Annotated in this window: 22 protein-coding genes and 1 riboswitch; of the genes, 8 read left to right on the top strand and 14 right to left on the bottom strand. The window is 67.5% G+C overall.

Translation table 11 applies throughout. The features are described 5' to 3' along the window. Positions 1-42: 42 nt before the first annotated feature. Positions 43-1,407, bottom strand: a complete 1,365-nt coding sequence (gene glmU / locus AC3WQZ_RS24140; RefSeq protein WP_492301392.1) for a bifunctional UDP-N-acetylglucosamine diphosphorylase/glucosamine-1-phosphate N-acetyltransferase GlmU — start codon at positions 1,405-1,407, stop codon at positions 43-45. A gap of 290 nt (positions 1,408-1,697) precedes the next feature. Between glmU and AC3WQZ_RS24135 the strand changes: the two genes are divergently transcribed. Next, entirely contained in the window at positions 1,698-2,525 is an 828-nt protein-coding gene (locus AC3WQZ_RS24135) for a DUF6279 family lipoprotein (RefSeq protein WP_010813349.1), read from the top strand. A gap of 64 nt (positions 2,526-2,589) precedes the next feature. Here the strand turns inward: AC3WQZ_RS24135 and ttcA are convergent, their stop codons facing one another. The 3 genes from ttcA to AC3WQZ_RS24120 form a co-directional block, all read right to left on the bottom strand. After that, positions 2,590-3,531, bottom strand: a complete 942-nt coding sequence (gene ttcA / locus AC3WQZ_RS24130) for a tRNA 2-thiocytidine(32) synthetase TtcA (RefSeq protein WP_492297393.1) — start codon at positions 3,529-3,531, stop codon at positions 2,590-2,592. Between the two features lie 111 nt (positions 3,532-3,642). Then, a complete protein-coding gene (locus tag AC3WQZ_RS24125; protein ID WP_011614433.1) occupies positions 3,643-4,044 on the bottom strand; it encodes a dihydroneopterin aldolase in 402 nt (133 codons plus the stop codon). Positions 4,045-4,130: 86 nt separating this feature from the next. Next, positions 4,131-4,982 carry an SDR family oxidoreductase gene (locus AC3WQZ_RS24120; RefSeq protein WP_492301391.1) on the bottom strand — a complete coding sequence of 284 codons (852 nt, stop codon included), beginning with the start codon at positions 4,980-4,982 and terminating at the stop codon, positions 4,131-4,133. A 15-nt stretch (positions 4,983-4,997) separates the two neighbouring features. Between AC3WQZ_RS24120 and AC3WQZ_RS24115 the strand changes: the two genes are divergently transcribed. The 4 genes from AC3WQZ_RS24115 to AC3WQZ_RS24100 are packed head-to-tail and all read left to right on the top strand — an operon-like array spanning position 4,998 to position 7,229. Further along, a complete protein-coding gene (locus AC3WQZ_RS24115; protein WP_010813345.1) occupies positions 4,998-6,197 on the top strand; it encodes a class I SAM-dependent methyltransferase in 1,200 nt (399 codons plus the stop codon). Positions 6,198-6,213: 16 nt separating this feature from the next. Then, positions 6,214-6,408, top strand: coding sequence for a DUF2905 domain-containing protein (locus AC3WQZ_RS24110; protein ID WP_010813344.1), 195 nt, complete (start codon positions 6,214-6,216; stop codon positions 6,406-6,408). Between the two features lie 54 nt (positions 6,409-6,462). After that, on the top strand, positions 6,463-6,750 hold the full coding sequence (locus AC3WQZ_RS24105) for a hypothetical protein (RefSeq protein ID WP_454750265.1): 288 nt from the start codon (positions 6,463-6,465) through the stop codon (positions 6,748-6,750). A gap of 41 nt (positions 6,751-6,791) precedes the next feature. Beyond that, entirely contained in the window at positions 6,792-7,229 is a 438-nt protein-coding gene (locus AC3WQZ_RS24100; protein ID WP_010813342.1) for a universal stress protein, read from the top strand. A 188-nt stretch (positions 7,230-7,417) separates the two neighbouring features. Here AC3WQZ_RS24100 and AC3WQZ_RS24095 read toward each other — a convergent pair whose 3' ends face one another. From AC3WQZ_RS24095 to AC3WQZ_RS24080, 4 genes are all read right to left on the bottom strand, one after another. Continuing rightward, complete coding sequence (locus AC3WQZ_RS24095; protein ID WP_011614431.1) at positions 7,418-8,653, bottom strand: multifunctional CCA addition/repair protein; 1,236 nt, start codon at positions 8,651-8,653, stop codon at positions 7,418-7,420. Positions 8,654-8,708: 55 nt separating this feature from the next. After that, complete coding sequence (locus tag AC3WQZ_RS24090; RefSeq protein ID WP_011614430.1) at positions 8,709-9,407, bottom strand: glutathione S-transferase family protein; 699 nt, start codon at positions 9,405-9,407, stop codon at positions 8,709-8,711. Positions 9,408-9,592: 185 nt separating this feature from the next. Then, positions 9,593-10,615: a complex I NDUFA9 subunit family protein gene (locus AC3WQZ_RS24085; protein WP_011614429.1), complete on the bottom strand. Its 1,023-nt coding sequence runs from the start codon at positions 10,613-10,615 to the stop codon at positions 9,593-9,595. Positions 10,616-10,721: 106 nt separating this feature from the next. Further along, positions 10,722-12,674: a lytic transglycosylase domain-containing protein gene (locus AC3WQZ_RS24080; RefSeq protein WP_492301389.1), complete on the bottom strand. Its 1,953-nt coding sequence runs from the start codon at positions 12,672-12,674 to the stop codon at positions 10,722-10,724. Positions 12,675-12,779: 105 nt separating this feature from the next. Between AC3WQZ_RS24080 and AC3WQZ_RS24075 the strand changes: the two genes are divergently transcribed. After that, positions 12,780-13,364, top strand: a complete 585-nt coding sequence (locus tag AC3WQZ_RS24075; RefSeq protein WP_011614428.1) for a 5-formyltetrahydrofolate cyclo-ligase — start codon at positions 12,780-12,782, stop codon at positions 13,362-13,364. Here the strand turns inward: AC3WQZ_RS24075 and AC3WQZ_RS24070 are convergent. The 5 genes from AC3WQZ_RS24070 to ahcY form a co-directional block, all read right to left on the bottom strand. Beyond that, positions 13,361-14,119: a Mut7-C RNAse domain-containing protein gene (locus AC3WQZ_RS24070; protein WP_011614427.1), complete on the bottom strand. Its 759-nt coding sequence runs from the start codon at positions 14,117-14,119 to the stop codon at positions 13,361-13,363. The genes AC3WQZ_RS24075 and AC3WQZ_RS24070 overlap by 4 nt on opposite strands. Positions 14,120-14,216: 97 nt before the next feature. Beyond that, on the bottom strand, positions 14,217-14,576 hold the full coding sequence (locus tag AC3WQZ_RS24065; RefSeq protein WP_058698558.1) for a TfoX/Sxy family protein: 360 nt from the start codon (positions 14,574-14,576) through the stop codon (positions 14,217-14,219). A gap of 8 nt (positions 14,577-14,584) precedes the next feature. Continuing rightward, positions 14,585-15,415: a methylenetetrahydrofolate reductase [NAD(P)H] gene (gene metF / locus AC3WQZ_RS24060; protein WP_011614425.1), complete on the bottom strand. Its 831-nt coding sequence runs from the start codon at positions 15,413-15,415 to the stop codon at positions 14,585-14,587. Between the two features lie 61 nt (positions 15,416-15,476). Further along, positions 15,477-15,827, bottom strand: coding sequence for a phage holin family protein (locus tag AC3WQZ_RS24055; protein WP_011614424.1), 351 nt, complete (start codon positions 15,825-15,827; stop codon positions 15,477-15,479). Between the two features lie 71 nt (positions 15,828-15,898). Continuing rightward, positions 15,899-17,317 carry an adenosylhomocysteinase gene (gene ahcY, locus AC3WQZ_RS24050; protein WP_011614423.1) on the bottom strand — a complete coding sequence of 473 codons (1,419 nt, stop codon included), beginning with the start codon at positions 17,315-17,317 and terminating at the stop codon, positions 15,899-15,901. A gap of 122 nt (positions 17,318-17,439) precedes the next feature. Next, positions 17,440-17,555, bottom strand: a riboswitch (S-adenosyl-L-homocysteine riboswitch). A gap of 58 nt (positions 17,556-17,613) precedes the next feature. Here ahcY and thiD point away from each other — a divergent pair. Then, complete coding sequence (gene thiD, locus AC3WQZ_RS24045) at positions 17,614-18,441, top strand: bifunctional hydroxymethylpyrimidine kinase/phosphomethylpyrimidine kinase (protein WP_051398454.1); 828 nt, start codon at positions 17,614-17,616, stop codon at positions 18,439-18,441. 5 nt (positions 18,442-18,446) lie between these two features. Further along, on the top strand, positions 18,447-18,881 hold the full coding sequence (locus AC3WQZ_RS24040; protein WP_011614421.1) for a PGDYG domain-containing protein: 435 nt from the start codon (positions 18,447-18,449) through the stop codon (positions 18,879-18,881). 21 nt (positions 18,882-18,902) lie between these two features. Here AC3WQZ_RS24040 and AC3WQZ_RS24035 read toward each other — a convergent pair. Then, positions 18,903-19,324 (bottom strand): PaaI family thioesterase (locus AC3WQZ_RS24035; protein ID WP_492301387.1); only part of this gene is annotated, 422 nt, incomplete at its 5' end.

The raw sequence follows: 19,324 nt of genomic DNA, 5'->3' as shown, positions 1-19,324 counted from the left end.
GGGGGCGCGTGCCCTGGCCGCCCGCGGGCGGCCCTCTGACGCTTACTTCTTCGGCTGCTTGACCGGCCGCTGCCAGGCGTCGATGGTCAGCTGCTTGGCCCGCGACAGCGTCAGCTTGTCGGCGGGCGCCTCCTTGGTCAGCGTGGTGCCGGCGCCCAGCGTGGCGCCGCGGCGCACCGTCACCGGGGCCACCAGCTGGGTGTCGGAGCCGATAAAGACATCGTCCTCGATCACCGTGCGGTGCTTGTTCACGCCGTCATAGTTGCAGGTGATGGTACCCGCGCCAATATTGACGCGCGACCCCACCGTGGCATCGCCCACATAAGCCAGGTGGTTGGCCTTGCTGTGCGCGGCCACCTGGGCGTTCTTGACTTCGACAAAGTTGCCGATATGCACGTCCTCGCCCAGCTCGGTGCCGGGGCGCAGCCGCGCGTACGGCCCGATGCGCCCGGCGGGGCCAACCCTGGCCTCGTCGATATGGCAGAACGGGTGCACCTGGGCGCCGGCGCCGACGGTGCTGTTGCGGATCACGCAATGGGCGCCGATGCGCACACCGTCTTCCAGGTGCACGCGCCCTTCGAATACGCAGCCGACGTCGATGGTGACGTCGCGCCCGCAGCTCAGTTCGCCGCGCACGTCGATGCGGGCCGGATCCAGCAGCGTCACGCCGGCTTCCAGCAGCCGCCGGGCCTGGTTGCCCTGGTGGATGCGCTCGACCTCGGCCAGCTGCAGCTTGCTGTTGACGCCGAGCGTCTCCCAGATCGCCGCCGGCTGGGCCGAGACGGTTTCCACGCCATCGGCCACGGCGCGCTCGACCGTGTCGGTCAGGTAGTACTCGCCCTGGGCATTGTCGTTGCGCAGCGTCGACAGCCACTTGCGCAGGTGGCCGGTGGGGCACACGATAATGCCGGTGTTGATCTCGCGGATTGCCTTCTCGGCCTCGCTGGCGTCCTTTTGCTCGACAATGCGGACGATGCTGCCCGCGGCATCGCGCACGATGCGGCCATAGCCGGTCGGGTCGGGCATTTCCACGGTCAGCACGCCAAAGCGCTGCGTGCCGGCTTCGGCCACGAGTGCCTGGAGCGTGGCAGCGCTGGTGAGCGGCACGTCACCATACAGAACCAACGTGGGCTGGCTGTCGTCCAACAAGGGAAGTGCCTGCATCACCGCATGGCCAGTGCCAAGCTGCTGGGGCTGTTCGGCAAAGGCGACATCGTCGGCGGCAACGGCCTCGCGCACGCGCCCGGCACCGTGGCCGACCACGACTACCAGCCGCGACGGCGACAGGGCACGTGCCGTGTCCAGGACATGCGCGAGCATGGGCCGCCCGGCTACCGGGTGCAGTACCTTGGGCAAATCGGAATACATCCGCTTGCCCATGCCCGCGGCGAGAATGACGATATTCACAAGGAGACCCCTAAGTGAGTGTGTCCGAAAATATTCTTGAAAACGCCAGCCGGGTGTTTGGCGGACTGCGCCGCCAGGCTTGGCGAAAACCTGCAGCCAGGCCTGCGCATAATCCCGCAAACCCTTGCCAGGACTTGGCTGGCAGTCATCTGGGTGGCCCGGTTGCGATGCGCGCCGATTTTAACATGGCGGTTTCTGCGCATCAGACCGTCGTTTCCGAATTTCACAATTGCTGGGCCCGGCGGATTTTCGCGATTCTGGGCGCGGCGGCCTTGTGCGCCTGCAGCGCCATGAAGCTGGGATACCAGCAGGGTGACCACCTGGCCTACTGGTGGATCGACAACTACGTCGATGTCAGCACGGCCCAGGAACCGCTCACGCGCGAGGCCATTGCACGCTTTTTTGCCTGGCATCGCAAGGCGCAGTTGCCGGAAATCGCCACCTTGCTGCAGCAGGCCAAGGCCGACGTGCGCCAACCGGTGACCCCGGCCACGGTCGAGCACTTCCAGGATGCCTCGCAGCAACTGGCGCGCAAGTCGTTCGAACAGGCGATGCCCGACCTCGCCGACCTGTTGCTGACGCTGACGCCTGAGCAGATCGGCCGCATGGAAAAGAAATTTGCCGAGGGCAATGCCAAGTACCGCAAGAAATTCCTGAATCCAGACCCTGCCGAGCGCGAGGAAGCGCGCTATGACAAGGTGATGGACTACGCGAGGCTGGTCTACGGCAACTTCTCCAGCGATCAGGAAAAGGCCATCCGCGCCAGGATGGGCCCGGTGGTGCAGAATGCCGAGGCGCGCTACGCCGAGCGCGTCGCCCGGCAGCAGGAATGGCTCAGGATGGTGCGCTACGTGCAGGCCACGCAGCCGCCCAAGGCGCAGGTGATAGACGTGCTGCGCCGCTTCCGCGAATACTGGCAGAACCCGCCAGCCAAGCATGCCGCCAGCCACGAAGCCAGCATCAATGCGGGCATCGCGCTGACCGTGGCCATCGCCAACATGACCACGCCGCAGCAGAAGGCGCACGCGCAAGACCGGTTCCAGAAATGGATCGACGACACGCATGCGCTGATACGCGAGAAGGCAAACGCCCCGGTGCAGTCGGCGGCGACAAACTGAAGCCCTGCCCAAAACGAAGCACGCCCGCGCAAGCGGGCGTTTTTCCATGCGGCGGGCGCTGGCGCTACTGCGTGCCGGCCTGCTCCGCCGGTGCCGCGCCAGCCGCGGGCGGACGCTCAAACCGCACGAACTCCATCCGGTTCTCCTCCACGTTGCCGGCAAACATCAGCGGCTGCTGCTGGAAGGTGGTTTCGCCGAACAGTGACGCCTCATCCACCTTGGCCAGGCCGGTGGCCAGCCCGGTGAACGGGAACAGGTCGGTATCGGCCAGGTGCGACGGCACCACGTTGCGCAGCGCCGAGAAGATATTGTCGATACGGCCCGGGTTCTGGCGCTCCCAGTCCTGCAGCATCTCGCTGACCTTCTTGCGCTGCAGGTTTTCCTGCGAGCCGCACAGGTTGCACGGGATGATCGGGAATTCCATGGCGCGCGCGTACGACGCGATGTCCTTCTCCGAGCAGTACGCCAGCGGGCGGATCACGATGTGCTGGCCGTCGTCGGTCGACAGCTTGGGCGGCATCGCCTTCATCTTGCCGCCGAAGAACATGTTCAGGAAGAAGGTCTGGACGATGTCGTCGCGGTGGTGGCCCAGCGCGATTTTGTTGGCGCCCAGCTCCTTGGCGGTGCGGTAGATCACGCCGCGGCGCAGGCGCGAGCACAGCGAGCAGGTGGTCTTGCCCTCGGGCACCTTCTCCTTGACGATCGAGTAGGTATCCGCCTCGACGATCACATATTCCACGCCGACCGACTTCAGGTACTCCGGCAGGATGTGTTCCGGGAAGCCGGGCTGCTTCTGGTCCAGGTTCATCGCGATCAGCTTGAACTTGATCGGCGCGCGCTTCTGCAGCGCCATCAGGACCGACAGCATGGTGTACGAGTCCTTGCCGCCACTCATGCAGACAAGCACGGTGTCGCCGTCCTCGATCATGCCGAAGTCGCCGATGGCCTTGCCGGTTTGCGATTGCAGCCTCGTCTCGAGGCGGTAGAAGTTGTTAGAGTGGCTCATGGAGCATCCTGTTGCGTGGCGCCCGCCGGATGGAATGGCCGGCGCGGCGCGAAGGGGCAACATTTTACTTTAGGCGCGCCCGCACGGTGCTGGCGCCAGTGGAACCGCGACTCAGGCCTGCTTGATATGGAAGACCTCGACGCCGACCGAATCGCAGTCCGGGTACACGTCGGGCTTCTCGGTCGAGACACGCACCGCGCGCACCTTGGGATGCTTCAGCATGGCGCGCGCGACGTCGTCGCACAAGGTTTCCTGCAGGTGCACGTGGCCCTGCGCCATGCGCTCGGCCACGGTGTTGCGCATGAAGTCGTAGTCGACCACTTCGTCGAGCTTGTCGGCCTGCGGGGTGCTCTGCGCCAGCGGCACGAACAGGTCGATATTGATCAGCACCCGCTGTTCGCCCTTCTTCTCGAATTCGTGCACGCCGATATTGATCTGCACTTCGTAGTTGCGCAGGAACATGCGTCGGCAGTCTTGCAGGCTGGGGTGGGAAAGGGCGGCGAGCATGGTCATGAGCGGGCTGCTGAGGGGGAAAAGGAAGCCGCGCCCGGCGGACGCGGCACATCAGGCACTACGGTATTCGGTTGCTGGCTTCCAGCTTACTCGGTCAGGAACATCACGTCGCGCGCCAGCGGCATCAGGTGCTGGCCGCCGTCCACATACAGCGTGGTGCCGGTCACGGCGCGCGCCTGCGCCAGGTAGGCCACCGCCTGGGCGATGTCCTCGGGCGTGGATGACTGGCCCAGCGGCGTCACCCGGTGCGCGCGGCGGAAGCTCTGCTCGGACTGCTCGCCCGACACCAGCGTGATACCCGGGGCCACGCCCACCACGCGCAGGCGCGGCGCCAGCGCCTGGGCCAGCTGCACCGTGGCGGTCTGCAGCGCGGCCTTGGACAGCGTGTAGGACAGGAAGTCCGGATTCAGGTTATCCAGCTTCTGGTCCAGCAGGTTGATCACCACCCCGCGCGGTTCGGCCTTGTCCTTGCCGGCGGCGGCGCCCAGCGCCTTGTGCAGTTCCCGCGCCAGCAGCAGCGGCGCGGCGACGTTGGTGCGCATATGCGTATCCAGCGACGCATATGAGAAGCTGGTCGCCACGTCGTACTGGAACAGCGAAGCGTTGTTGACCAGGCAAGCGGGCACGCCCAGCACGGCGGTGCAGTCGGCCACCAGGCGGCCGGTGGCGGCCTCGTCGGCCAGGTCGGCGCGCAGCACCGCGGCACGGCGGCCCAGCGCGCGGATCTGCGTGGCCAGGGCCTCGGCCTCGTCCACCGAGCGATGGCAGTGCACGGCCACGTCCCAGCCCTGCGCCGCCAGTTCAAGCGCGATGGCGCGGCCCAGGCGGCGCGCGCCGCCGGTCACCAGCGCCACGCCGCGGGCGGTGGCGCGCTGGCTACCAGTCTGGCTATGGGTCTGGTCAGCGGTCTGGCTGGCAGGAGTCTTGGATGCGGGCATTGCTACAATCGCAGGATGCAGAAAGCCGCTAGTTTACCCCTTCCCCCCGCCGACGCGCAGGCCGCGTCCGATACCCTTACGGCCCGCATTGGCGAATCCATCGATGCGGCCGGCGGCTGGATCGGCTTTGACCGCTATATGGCGCTGGCACTGTACGCGCCCGGCCTGGGCTATTACAGCGGCGGTTCGGCCAAGTTCGGGCGCGATGCCCGCGACGGCAGCGACTTCATCACCGCCCCGGAACTGAGCCCCTTCTTCGCGCGCACGCTGGCGCGCCAGTTCGCGCCGCTGATGGCACAGGGATTGCCGCGCATGCTGGAATTCGGCGCCGGCACCGGCCGGCTGGCGGCGGACCTGCTGCTGGGGCTGGAGCAGGAAGGCCAGTTGCCGGACACGTACGCCATCGTCGAGCTGTCGGGCGAACTGCGTGCGCGCCAGCAGGCCACGCTGGCGCAGCGCGCGCCGCACCTGGCGGACCGCGTCACCTGGCTCGATACGCTGCCGGCCAGCTTTGAAGGCGTGATCGTCGGCAATGAAGTGCTGGATGCGATGCCGGTGCAGCTCTACGCACGCAGCGGCGGCCGCTGGCATGAGCGCGGCGTAGTGCACAGCGTAGCGCGCAGCGACGATGCCGCCCCCGCCTTCCGCTTCGAGGACCGCCCGCTGGCCGATGCCGACATGCCCGAGGCACTGCGCGCCATCCCCGGCGACCACGACCTCGTCACCGAGACCCATGCCGAGGCCGAGGGCTTTATCCGCGCGGTCGGCGCCATGCTGGCGCGCGGCGCGGCCTTCTTTATCGACTACGGCTTCCCGGCGGGCGAGTACTACCACCCGCAGCGCGCCGGCGGCACGCTGATGTGCCACTACCGCCATCATGCGCACCCGGACCCGTTCCTGTACCCGGGCCTGCAGGACATCACCGCGCACGTGAATTTCAGCGGCATTGCGCTCGCCGCGGTGGATGCGGGACTGACCGTGGCGGGCTTTGCCTCGCAGGCGCGCTTCCTGATGAATGCAGGCATCACCGAGCTGCTGATGGCGCTGGACCCGTCCGACGCCCGCGCCTTCCTGCCGCAGGCCAATGCGGTGCAGAAGCTGTTGTCGGAAGCCGAGATGGGCGAGCTGTTCAAGGTGATCGCGCTCACGCGCGGCCTGGACGACAGCGAACCGATGGACGGCTTTACCCGCGGCGACCGCTGCCATACCTTGTAACGGCACCGGAGCCGCCATGCTGCGCTGGACCCTGACCATTTTCCTGAGCGTGATCATCCTGTCCGCGGCGCTGCCATGGCTGCAGAGGATCGGGCTGGGACGGCTGCCCGGCGACGTGCGCTTCCGCGTTTTCGGGCGCGAATTCGTGCTTCCGTTTGCGTCGACGATCCTGATTTCGCTGATGGCGCTGGCGATCGGCAAGCTGCTGTAGTTTTCGGAATCCCTTCGACGGCAGCGGCATTTCGGCAAGAGTGCCGAATTCGCGGTGTGCGGCTCGCAATGGGACCGCACGCTGAGCTACAAGGTCCGCTGGTTCGGCACGGCCGACCAGTATGCGCAGCGCTTCGAGAAGGAGTACCGCTACGAGGCGCCATACCAGGCAGCCGGGTCCCCCGCCGCGGTGCTGGCCTTCGCCGACGCCTTCGAGCGTGCCGGCTCGTTCGATACGGAGAAGGTCGGCTATGTCCTGGTGGCCGGCCAGCTGGCCATGGCCGGAACGGGTAGCGAACTGGGCCGGGACCCGGAGGTCGGCAGGTTGTTTCTTGGCACCTGAACCACTGCTGCGGCGCGGTGACGCCTTACAAGGAGATCCAAATGTTCAAGCATCTGCTCGTAGCGGTCGACGGCTCGGACCTGTCCGATACGGCCTACCGCAAAGCCATCGCGCTGGCCAGCTCGATACAGGCCCGCCTTACCGCGATCCAGGTCGTTGCGCACTATGACGTGATGCGCCTGCAGACCGCCATGCTCCAGGAAACCCGGCAACGCTTCATGCAGGAAGCCTACCGGCAGGCCGAGGCCTACCTGGCGACGATCGTGCAGGAGGCTGCCGCGGCCGGCGTGCCCTGCGAAATCGCCTGCCCCACCGGCGACCACATCTTCCAGGCCATCGTCGATGAGGCCGAGGCAAGGAAGTGCGACCTGATCGTGATGGCCTCGCACGGGCGGCGCGGGATGCAGGCGCTGGTGATCGGCAGCGAGACGCAGAAGGTGCTCACGCACACGAAGATCCCGGTGCTGGTCTACCGCTAGTGTCCTGTTCCGCAAATACCTTGCCATGAAATCGCCCAGTTGGCCGCCGTGCGTCGTTGCTCGTCGTTGCCATAGCTACGGCTATGGCGCCTCCTCGCGCCTAGCCTGACAGCCAACTGGACAATTTCACTTTGGCAAGTTATCTGCGGAACAGGACCTAGCGCGCCGGTGCGCCCGGTGCGCTGCGCTCAACCGCCGATGCGCGCCGCCACCGCCGCCACGCGCGCCGCTTGGACACGGTCGCGGATCTGGCCGACGTCATCGCCGCAGGCACGCGCGATAGCGCCGGCGTCGACCGCCGCCGCCGCCTCCAGCGCCGCCAGCAGGCGCGCCGCCTGCGGGTAGGCGCTCGACTCGAAGCCCTTGCGCCCGCGCAGGTCGGCCTCGCAGGCCTGCAGCGCCTCGGCGAAGCGTGCCGGCTTGCGCAGCGCATCGCAGCGCTCGAGCAGGCGCATCACCGCCGCGGCGCTGAACTCTTGCGAACGGTGGATATTGCCGTGCTCGCGCGCCACCACCAGCGCCAGGTCGCGGCATTCATTGGGCACGCGCAGGCGCACGCAGACGTCTTCGAGCAGCTGCGCGCTGCGTGATTCGTGACCGATATGGCGCGGCAGCACGTCTGCGGGCGTGGTGCCCTTACCCAGATCATGCACCAGCGCGGCAAAGCGCACCGTGAGCGGCGCGCCCATGGCGGCGGCCTGATCGATCACCATCATCACGTGCACGCCGGTATCGATTTCCGGATGGTAATCGGCGCGCTGGGGCACGCCCCACAGCCGCTCCAGCTCGGGCAGCAGCCGCGCCAGCGCGCCGCATTCGCGCAGCACCTCGAACATGCGCGACGGCTTCGCTTCCATCAGCCCGCGCGCCAGCTCCTGCCAGACGCGCTCGGGCACCAGCGCGTCGACCTCGCCCGCGGCGACCATCTCACGCATCAGCCGCATGGTCTCGGCGGCGACGCCGAATTCATGGAAGCGCGCGGCAAAGCGGGCCACGCGCAGGATGCGCACCGGGTCTTCGGCAAAAGCGTCGGAGACATGGCGGAACAGGCGCGCGGCCAGGTCGCGCTGGCCGCCGTGCGGATCGATGACCGGGCCGGTCAGGTTACCGTCGGCATCGACCGCGCGCGCCATCGCGTTGATGGTGAGGTCGCGCCGCACCAGGTCGTCTTCCAGCGTGACATCGGGCTCGCAATAAAAGGCAAAGCCCTTGTAGCCCATCGCCGTCTTGCGTTCGGTGCGGGCCAGCGCGTATTCCTCTTTGGTGCGCGGATGCAGGAACACCGGGAAGTCCTTGCCGACCGGCTTGTAGCCGGCAGCTTCCATCTGCGCCGGGGTCGCGCCCACTACCACGTAGTCGCGGTCCTGGCTGGGCTTGCCCAGCAATTCGTCGCGGATCGCGCCGCCGACGGCATACACCTGCATCGTTCTGGCCTCGTCATGTGCCGGCGCCCGGACCTGGCCCGCCGGCGGGTATTGCTCAGTGGTTGATGATTATCGCATCGGGACGATCAGGGGCCAGCCGGTAGGGTTCGTCGTCGGCCAGGAAGTCGCGCTCCTCGCGTGCGCCGGCAATCCATTGCTGCATTGCCGGCAGCGCCAGCATGAAGTCGGCGTAGGCCTTGGCGTCCTCGGCGTCATCGGGCAGGTGGATGCCGTAGGTGGCAAAGCGGCTCACCACCGGCGCAAAGAACGCGTCGGCCACGGTGAACCCGCCGAACAGGAACGGCCCGTTCGCGCCGTGCTGCTGGCGCAGCCCTTCCCAGATCGCGGCGATGCGCTCCACGTCGCGCTGCACGGCCACGTTCCAGCCGCGCCCGGGCAGCACCGCGGTCACGTTCATCGGCAACTGGCTGCGCAGGTTGCCGAAGCCCGAATGCATCTCGGCGCAGACGGCGCGCGCCACCGCGCGCTGGGCGCGCTCGGCCGGCCACAGGTTCTTTTCCGGGAAACGCTCGGCCAGGTATTCGCAGATCGCCAGCGAATCCCACACCGTGACCTCGCCATCGACCAGCGCCGGCACCTTGCCCGCGGGCGAGTAGCGCGCGATCTCGGCGGCGAAGCTGCCGGTGAACAGGCGCACCTGCACTTCTTCGAAATCAATGCCGGCCTGGCGCAGCAACAGCCACGGACGCAGCGACCAGGAGGAATAGTTCTTGTTGCCGATGACAAGCTTCATCGTGGGTCCTTGGGGGAGGAAACGGAGGGAGACGGCGCAGGCGCGGCGCCTGCCGCCTGCAGGACGGCGTGGCGGCCGCGCGCCGGACTGGTCATTCTGCCAGTGCTGCCGCCCGCGTCAAAGTGAATTGCGCTAGCAACCGATATGAAATGCGGTCACATAGGGCGCACCGGGCTGCCGGCGCGTCAGCGGTGCACGCTGGCCCGCATATGCGTCATCGCGGTATCGCGGTTGCGCCCGGCCAGCGCGTCGGTCATGACCGACTCCAGGCTGACCGGATGCAGGTTCAGTTCGGGTGCGACCGGGTGCTCCAGCACATTGTCGAGCTGCATCGAGTCGAGGTTGTCGCGCGACAGCATCGGTTCGCCCGGCATATGCTCCATGATGGTGGCCTGCACCCGTGCCAGCGCATCGGGCAGCGCGATCACCGGGCGCGGATGCCCGGAAGCGCGGCCGGCAAAGCGCACCAGCTCTTCCAGTGTATAGACCCGCGGGCCGCCCAACTCATAGCCGTGGCCGATGGTTGCCGGGTTCACCATGGCATTCAGGTAGGCCTGCACCACATCCTGCACGAATACCGGCTGGAAGCGCGCATGCGCGCACGCCAGCGGCACCACCGGGGCCATCTGCTGCATGTGGGCGAACAGGTTCAGGAAATGGTCGTCGGGGCCGAACACCACCGAGGGCCGGAAGATGGTCCAGTCCAGCCCGCTGGCACGCACCACGCGCTCGCCGTCGCCCTTGCTGCGCAGGTACATCGACGGCCCATTGCTGTCCGCGCCCAGCGCGCTCATATGCAACAGCCGGCGCACGCCGGTGGACAGGCACGACGCCGCGATCTGCCGCACCATCTCCACATGCGCGCTGGCAAAGGCTTCGCCGTAGGGGTCGGCGCGCTCGCCGTGCAGCACACCCACCAGGTTGACGACGATGCCATCCACGCCCAGCGAGCCGATGGCGTCGTCCAGCGCGGCATTGTCGGCCAGGCCCAGCTCCACCACTTCCACGCGCGGCAGCAGCAGCAGATGCTGCGCGTGCTCGATATTGCGCGTGCCGACCACGATGCGGTCGGGGGCGATGGGGGAATCGGGGTTGGCGCCAGGCTCAAGCGGCGCGCCCGAGGCCGAGGCAGCCCCGGCCAGGCGCGAGACGAGGTGGCTGCCGATAAAGCCGGCGCCACCGATAACGAGGACGTTGCTGGTCTGCATGATGCCTCCGTGCCAAGAAAACTGCACGCCGCGGCACCCTGAGCCAGCCCGGGCCCGCCGGATCGTCCCGGCAGGGCCCGTCCTGCCCGCCCCCGCAGGGGCAATTTCAGGGCAGGCTGGTGGTAGTCACCGCCGACGGCGCGACCATGCCCAGGCGCGATTTCAGCGACTGCGGACGGCCACTCATCAATGCAGCATAGTACGTGGCGTTGGAAAGCACATTCTTCACATAGCCGCGCGTTTCATTGAACGGAATGGTCTCTGCAAAGATCGCGCCTTCCACCGGCCGCACCAGTGTGCTGCGCCAGGCCTTGGGCCGGCCCGGGCCGGCGTTGTACGCAGCCGAAGCCAGCGTCCACGAGCTGTCCAGGTCGGTCAGCACCATGTTCAGGTAATTGGTGCCAAGCAGGATGTTGATATTGGGATCGCCCATCATCGACGGCGAAAAGTCGTTCATGCCGATCTTGCGCGCGACGTACTTGGCCGTGGCCGGCATCACCTGCATCAGGCCATGTGCGCCCGCCGACGAGCGCGCATTCATGATGAAGCGCGATTCCTGGCGGATCAGCCCGTAAACCCACGCCATGTCAAGGCCGACATCGTCGGTGGCGCGCTGCATGATGTCGCGGTACGGCATCAGGAAACGCAGCGTGAAATCATGTTCGTTGCGGGTGCGGTCGGCGGAGTTGACGGTGCGGTCCAGCAGCTCCAGGCGGCGCGCATACTCGGCCGCGGCCAGCAGCTCCCGGTCGCTCATATTGCGCAGTTCCCAGTTCCACTCGCGGTTGCCTTCGAAGCGCAGGTTCATGTTGTAGAACTTCTGCGCCCGCTGAAAACCGGGGCGCGAACGCATGGCCATGGCCTCGGCGTCGCTGACGGTGGTGCGCGCCGGCAGCGTGATGCGGTTGCCCAGCTCTTCGCTGGCCAGCTGCCCGTAGAAGTTGAACTGGCCGGCGATCTGCTGGAAGTTCTGCTGGGCCTCGGTGTCGCGGCCGTCGGCCTTGAGCGCGCGGCCATACCAGTAGATCCAGGCCGGGTCCTTGGCGCGCAGTTCGGGGCGCATCAGCTCCACCGCCTGGCGCACCTGCTTCCAGTCGCCCTGGCGCAGCGCGGCGCGCACGCGCCATTCCTGGGTGTCGTCGGAGAGCCACTGGTTGCCGCCCAGGTCCATCTGGCGGCGGTAGTAGCCGGCCGCGTCGGGCAACAGCTTCCTGGCCGCGAACTGGCCGATCACGCCCCAGGCCGCGCCCTGCTCGTCGCGCGACAGCGCGCCCTGGGCCGTGCCGAGGTAGGCGGCAGCCTGCGACGGGTCGCTGCGCGCCATCTTGACGATGGTGGCGAGCGTATCGCCATCCGCGCGCGCGTCGGGCACCAGCGCGGCGATCTTGCCGGCCAGCGTGACATAGTTCTGCTCCAGCGCCAGCCGCGCCTGGTAGGCGACATCGCTGCGCTGGATCTGCTGGCTTTGCGCCAGGTAGCCGATCAGGTCGACACAGCCTTCGCCGTAGTACCTGGGGTCGCTCAGCACATGGCGCGCATCGGCGGCCACGTTCTGGCCCTTGAGCGCGCGCGACAGCAGCGCATAGCACTCGACCTGGGTATCGTCCTTGAGCGCGAACTGCGGATATTCGACATCGAAATTGGCCCAGTCGCGCTTCTTGCCCAGCACCAGCAGCCAGTCATTGCGCATGCGGTCGGCAATGGCGTCGCCCTTGTAGCGCTGCAGGAACACGCGCACCTGGTCGTCGGGCGCATCGATGCGCGCCAGGCCGCTGGCGTCGAACAATTGCGGCTTGATGCGGAAGTACTCGACATAGGACGGGACCGGGTAGTCCACCAGCGTGGCCGAGATCGCGTAGGCACGCTCCACGTCGTTCTTGCGCGCGGCTTCGCGCAGCGCGGCGAAGGCCTCGTCGGGATCGCTCGGGATCACCGCCGCCTGCGGGCGCGACACCGCCTGCGGGCGCTTCTGCGCATGGACGGGCGTGACAAGCAGTGCACATGCGAGCGCGATCCAGGCGGCCCGGCCGGCACGCTGCAGATATACTCCCTTCAGCATTCTTTGCTTCCTTGTCGATGACGGCGGCGCCGGCGCCTGCAATCTTGTGCCCAGCCGCGGTTCCGCCGTTCGTGTTGGTTCGGACGAGGGGCATTATCCCACGCCATGTCATCCACTCCTGCCACGACCGCACCCACCCCCGCCGCCGAAGACCGTCGCGCACTGCGCACGCAGTTGCTGGCGCAGCGCGCCGCCCTGCCCGCACGCGCCGAAGCCGACGCCCGCATCGCCGCCGCGCTGTCCGGATTGCTGGCCGGCCTGGCCGTGCGCTGCCTCGGTTTCTACTGGCCGATCCAGCAGGAGTTCGACGCACGCGACGCGGTCGGCATCTGGCTCGCCGCCATGCCTGGCCGCAGCGCCGCGCTGCCGTCGGTCAGCCGCCCGGGCGCGCCGCTGGATTTCCACCTGTGGACACCGGACACGCCCATGGCCACCGGCCACTACGGCATCCCGGTGCCGGACGGCACTGAGGCCGCGACGCCCGATGCGCTGCTCATTCCCTGTGTCGGGTTCAGCCCGGACAAGTTCCGCCTGGGCTACGGCGGCGGCTTCTACGACCGCACGCTGGCGGCCATGGCGCAGCGGCCGGTGGCGATCGGCATTGGCTACGAAAACTGCCGGGCACCGTTGCAGGCGCAGCCGCATGACATCGCCATGGACTGGATCGTCACGGAATCCGGCGCGTTCTAACCTTGCTTGGCCTCGTCGCGCCGCACCAGCTCGTCCACCAGCGCACGCATGCAGCGCCAGTGCGAGCCCTCCCAGAACACGCGCCGGCACTGGTCGCAGGTGACAAAGCTGCGATGGCGCTCCAGCACCCCTTGCGGCACGCGCCCGGCCGCACCCGCCGCATCCAGCGAGCGCAGCGGCGCATTGCAGTCCAGGCATAGCGAAAACGGCCGTGCGCTGCGCGCCAGGTCCAGCCGCGCAAAGATCTCCCGCACCTGCAGTTGCGACTTGATCGCGCGCACATAGCAGCCGTGGGTGATGCCGCGGCGCTTGAGCAGCTCGCGGTCGCGCGTCAGCACGACGCGGCCCTGGTCGACGGCGATGCGCTCGATCTCGCTGTCTTCGAAATGGTTGTCGTAGAGGGTGTCGAAGCCGGTCATGCGCAGCAGGTGCGCCAGGCCGCCCAGGTGCGCGTCGGCGACAAAGCGCATCACCCGCAGCGGCTGCTCGCGTACCCGCAGCAGCGGGGACACGTCGAGCCGTTCGAACTTGGGATAGACCGAGACCCGGTCGCCATCGCACAGCTGCCGCTCGAACCCGGACGATTCGCCATTGACCAGGATCAGCTCGACTTCGGTATGCGGCACGCCAAGCGCCTCGATCATGTGCTTGACCGTGGCGGCGCGCGCGCAGGCGCAGGACAAGTCACGCCGGCGCTGGTCCGGCGCGAGGAAGTCGTTCAGTTCCTCGTAGAAGCGGAAGGTGGCGGTGACCATGGTGCCGAGTATGGCACCGATCGCAGGCATCGTGGGAGCACCACAAGCGCCCGCAGCAGGCTCCCCTCGCCCGCTTGCGGGAGAGGGGAGCAAACACTCAGCCCGCATTCCCCAGCCGCAGCGCCGCCTCCACCGCCAGCTTCGCCCATGGCGTCATCGCGCCGGGCGATTCCAGCGCCGCCGGCGGCAGGCTCAGGTAGTGGCGCATGGTGACCTCACGCTTTGCCGACTGGTAGCGGAAGGGTTCGCTGCCCTCGGCCTCGAACTTGCCGCGCGTGGCGTCATCCGCCTTCAGGTAGCAGGTGCCTCCCGACACCAGCGCAAACATCAGCCCGTCATAGAACAGACCATGGCCGCCAAACATGCGCTTGGCCGTAATGGGACCGATGCGCGCCGCCAGCGGCCCCATCAGCTCGAGCAGATGTTCGATGAAGGGATCGGGGCGGCGCGTGGCCATGGCGGGCTTTACAGCTTCAGGCGCTGCCAGATCGCCTTGGTGGCGCCGGCGGCATTGAGCGTGTAGAAGTGCAGGCCCGGCACGCCCGCTGCGAGCAGGCGCTCGCACAGCGCGGTGACCACGTCCAGGCCGAAGGCGCGGATCGATTCGCGGTCGTCGCCAAAGCTCTCCAGCCGCTTGGCCACCCAGCGCGGCACTTCGGCGCCGCACGACTCGGAGAAGCGCATCAGCTGCGTGTAGTTGGTGATCGGCATGATGCCCGGCACGATCGGCACCTCGAGGCCGGTCGCGCGCACGTCATCGACAAAGCGGAAGTAGGCGTCAGCGTTGTAGAAATACTGCGTGATCGCCGAGTTGGCGCCGGCCTTGACCTTGCGCACGAAGTTCTCGAGATCGTGGCGCGGAGACTTGGCCTGCGGGTGGTACTCCGGGTAGGCCGCGACTTCGATGTTGAACCAGTCGCCGGTCTCGGCACGGATGAACTCGACCAGTTCGTTGGCGTAGCGGAACTCGCCGATCTCGCCCATGCCCGAGGGCATGTCGCCGCGCAGCGCGACGATATGGCGGATGCCGCCGTCGCGGTACTGCTGCAGGATAGCGCGGATGCTCTCGCGCGACGAGCCCACGCACGACAGGTGCGGCGCGGCCTCGATGCCTTCGCGCTGGATTTCCAGCACCGCGTCCAGCGTGCCCTGCTGCGTGGTGCCGCCGGCGCCGAACGTCACCGAGATGTACTTGGGCTTGAGCGGGGCCAGCTGCGCACGCGTGTTGCGCAGTTTCTCCGTGCCCTCCGCCGTCTTGGGCGGGAAGAATTCAAAGCTGAAGTAGCGGTCTTGCATGATGGTGGCGCACCGCGTTGGCGCGGCGCGCGGTATGGGATTCGTGTCAGTGCAGGCCGCGTCAGGCGGTGCGTTCGCCCAGCAGCAGGCTGGCCAGCAGCCACGAGATCACGCTGTACAGGATGGAGCCCAGCAGGGCCGCCCAGAAACCGCCGACGGTAAAGCCCGACAGCAGGTTGCCGACAAACAGGAACAGCAGCGCGTTGATGACGAAGATAAACAGCCCCAGCGTCAGCAGCGTGACCGGCAGCGTCAGGATCACCAGGATCGGACGGATCAGCGTATTGACCAGGCCCAGCACCAGCGCCGCCAGCATCGCCGAGCCAAAGCTCTGGATGTGGATCGACGAGATGATGTATGGCAGCACGAACAGCGCAACAGCGTTGATGATCCAGACGACCAGTAATCTCATGACGGCTCCTTGAATGTGGTTTCTCCCCCTCTCCCGCAAGCGGGAGGGGGAGCCCTGCCTTCCTGTGCGGATCAGTAGCGGTAGTGGTCGGCCTTGTACGGGCCTTCCTTCTTCACGCCGATGTACGCGGCCTGCTGTTCGGTCAGCTCGGTCAGCTGCGCGTTCAGCTTGCGCAGCTGCAGGCGCGCCACCTTCTCGTCCAGGTGCTTGGGCAGCGTGTAGACGCCGACCGGGTACTTGCCGCTGTCGCGTTCCTGCCAGAGTTCGATCTGGGCGATGGTCTGGTTGGCGAACGAGCTGCTCATCACGTACGACGGGTGGCCGGTGGCGCAGCCCAGGTTCACCAGGCGGCCCTTGGCCAGGATGATCAGCTTCTTGCCGTCCGGGAACTTGACGTGATCGACCTGCGGCTTGATCTCATCCCATTCGTACTTCTCGATCGAGGCGATGTCGATCTCGTTGTCGAAGTGGCCGATATTGCAGACGATGGCCTGGTCCTTCATCTTCGCCATGTGGTCATGGGTGATGACATGGTAGTTGCCGGTGCAGGTGACGAAGATATCGCCATGCTCGGCGGCGTAGTCCATGGTCACCACGCGGTAGCCTTCCATCGCGGCCTGCAGCGCGCAGATCGGGTCGATCTCGGTCACCCACACCTGGGCCGACAGCGCGCGCAGCGCCTGTGCGCTGCCCTTGCCCACGTCGCCGTAGCCGGCCACGATGGCAACCTTGCCGGCGATCATCACGTCGGTGGCGCGCTTGATGCCGTCCACCAGCGACTCGCGGCAGCCGTACAGGTTGTCGAACTTGCTCTTGGTCACCGAGTCGTTGACGTTGATGGCCGGGAAGCGCAGTTCGCCCTTCTGGGCCATCTGGTACAGGCGGTGCACGCCGGTGGTGGTTTCCTCGGTCACGCCGCGGATGGCTGCCAGGTTGCGGCTGTACCAGCTCGGGTCCTTGGCCAGCTTTTCCTTGATCGCGGCAAACAGGTAGGTTTCTTCCTCGCTGGTGGCCTTGGCGATCACGGACTGGTCCTTCTCGGCGCGCGCGCCCAGGTGCAGCAGCAGCGTGGCGTCGCCGCCGTCATCCAGGATCATGTTGGGGGTGCCGCCGTCCGCCCAGTCGAAGATGCGGTGGGTGAAGTCCCAGTATTCCTTCAGCGATTCGCCCTTGAACGCGAACACGGGCGTGCCGCCTGCGGCGATCGCGGCAGCGGCGTGGTCCTGCGTCGAGAAGATGTTGCACGAGGCCCAGCGCACGTCGGCGCCCAGTGCCTTGAGCGTCTCGATCAGCACGGCGGTCTGGATCGTCATGTGCAGCGAGCCGGCAATGCGCGCGCCCTTGAGCGGCTGCGCCGCTGCGAATTCGTCGCGGATCGCCATCAGGCCGGGCATCTCGGTCTCGGCAATGGCGATTTCCTTGCGGCCCCAGCCGGCCAGGTTGATGTCGGCGACGAGGTAGTCTTGCTTCAGGTCGGTCACAGCGTTCATGTTTCACTCCCGGTGAAGAGTGGCACGCAGGTGACGAGTACGGGGAATCTGGCAGCCGTGGCATGGCGCAAGGGCACATGCGAAGCACGCGGATAGGTCGACTCGCCTCCGTGCGGACCACGGATCAGCGAGCGCCGTTGAAGACAGTCCGAGCCTGGCGGATGGCATGGGGCGGCTGTGCCGCCGGCCGCGCGATGTGCTTCGCAGGCCTCCATCCGTTGCAACGCTCCTCGGAGTGGCGGTATTGTAGCGTGCCCGGGCGCCTTGCGCACCGGCTCCCTCCGATTCCTGCACAGATGATCCCAACGCCACCCCGTACCCTGACCATCGCCGGTTCCGACTCCGGCGGCGGCGCCGGCATCCAGGCCGACCTGAAGACCTTTTCCGCGCTGGGTTGCTTCGGCATGAGCGCCATCACCGCGATCACCGCGCAGAACACGCTGGGCGTGACCGGCGTGCACGCCATTCCCGCCGACATGGTGGCCGCGCAGATCGATGCCGTGGCCAGCGATATCGGCATGGACGCGGCCAAGACCGGCATGCTGGGCACCGCCGCCATCGTCGAGGCCGTGGCCGCGGCGGCTGACCGGCACGGCATCAGCAAGCTGGTGGTGGACCCGGTGATGATCTCGACCTCGGGCGCGACGCTGTCCGATGACGCCACCACGCAGGCGATGGTGCGGCTGCTGTTCCCGCGCGCGCTGCTGGTCACGCCCAACCTGCCCGAGGCTTCCTACCTGCTGGGCCGCAGGATCACGCGCCGTGCGGAGATGGAACAGGCCGCCGCCGACCTGATCGCGATGGGCTGCCCCGCGGTGCTGCTCAAGGGCGGCCACCTGGAAGACGGTGCCGCCGCCGGCGGCCTGGATGACCTGCTGATGCTGGCCGACGGCAGCGTGCGCGTGTTCACGCATCCGCGTGTCGATACCCGCAACCTGCACGGCACCGGCTGCACGCTGGCCGCCGCGATTGCCGCGCAGCTTGCGCGCGGCGATGCGCTGGAGCCGGCGGTGGGCACGGCGCTGGACTACGTGGCGCAGGCCATCGCGGCGGGCGCGGGGCTGCGGCTGGGTGCCGGCAACGGCCCGCTGAACCACTTGTTCGCGCCGCGCGCGCTGGGTTGACGGACATGCCGATGCTGGCCGATATCGACCTGCGCAGCGACCCGGCTGCCGCGTTCTACCTCAAGCATGAAGTTGTCGACGTGGTGTTCGCCACCGAACCCGGCGAGCTGATCAGCCGCGAGGGACCCAACCGCTACCAACCTGGCGATGCGCTGATCACCAGCCGCGGCGGCGACCGCTGGTGCGTCTCGCGCGACCGCTTCGACCCGAAATACGAGGCCGTGCCGCCGCTGGCGCACGGCCAGGACGGCGCCTACCGCAACAAGCCGATCCCGGTACTGGCGCGCGAAATGCACGAGGCCTTCAGCATCGCGCGCAGCGCCGGCGGCGACGTGCTGCACGGCAAGCCGGGCGACTGGCTGATGCAATACGCGCCCGGCGACTATGGCATCACCGAGCGCGCTCGTTTCGAACAGGTGTACCGGCCGCTGCAGGACTGAGCGACCAGGCCGATGCCGGGGTCAGTTGCCGCCGGCGGACAGCGGCACCAGCTTGAACGCGGCCCGCGCCACGCACACCACGGTGCCGGCAGCATCCTTGACCTCGCCCTCGCAGAATGCAATGCGCGCGCCGCGGCGCAGGCAGCGCGCCTCCAGCATCAGCTCGCCGCGCGCTGCCGCCAGGAAATGCGTGGACATGTCGATCGTGATCACGCCGGTTTCCAGCGGCGCATGCGAGCGCGCGGCGCCGCTCAGGGTGAAGTCCAGCGTCGCCATCAGCGTGCCGCCATGCACATCGCCGCGGCTGTTGACCAGCGACGGGTGCGCCGGCAGCCGCGTGCGGCAATAGCCCTCCTCGATAAGCTCCGGCTGCAGGCCGAAATAGCGCATCAGCGGCACGTCGATGCCGAAGTAGGGCTTCTCGGGCGTGCCGGGGGCGACGG

It is taken from the genome of Cupriavidus sp. FW305-26, from assembly GCF_058787975.1.
Note: the sequence above shows the minus strand (reverse complement) of the source record. Positions and strands in the feature narration are given on the sequence as shown.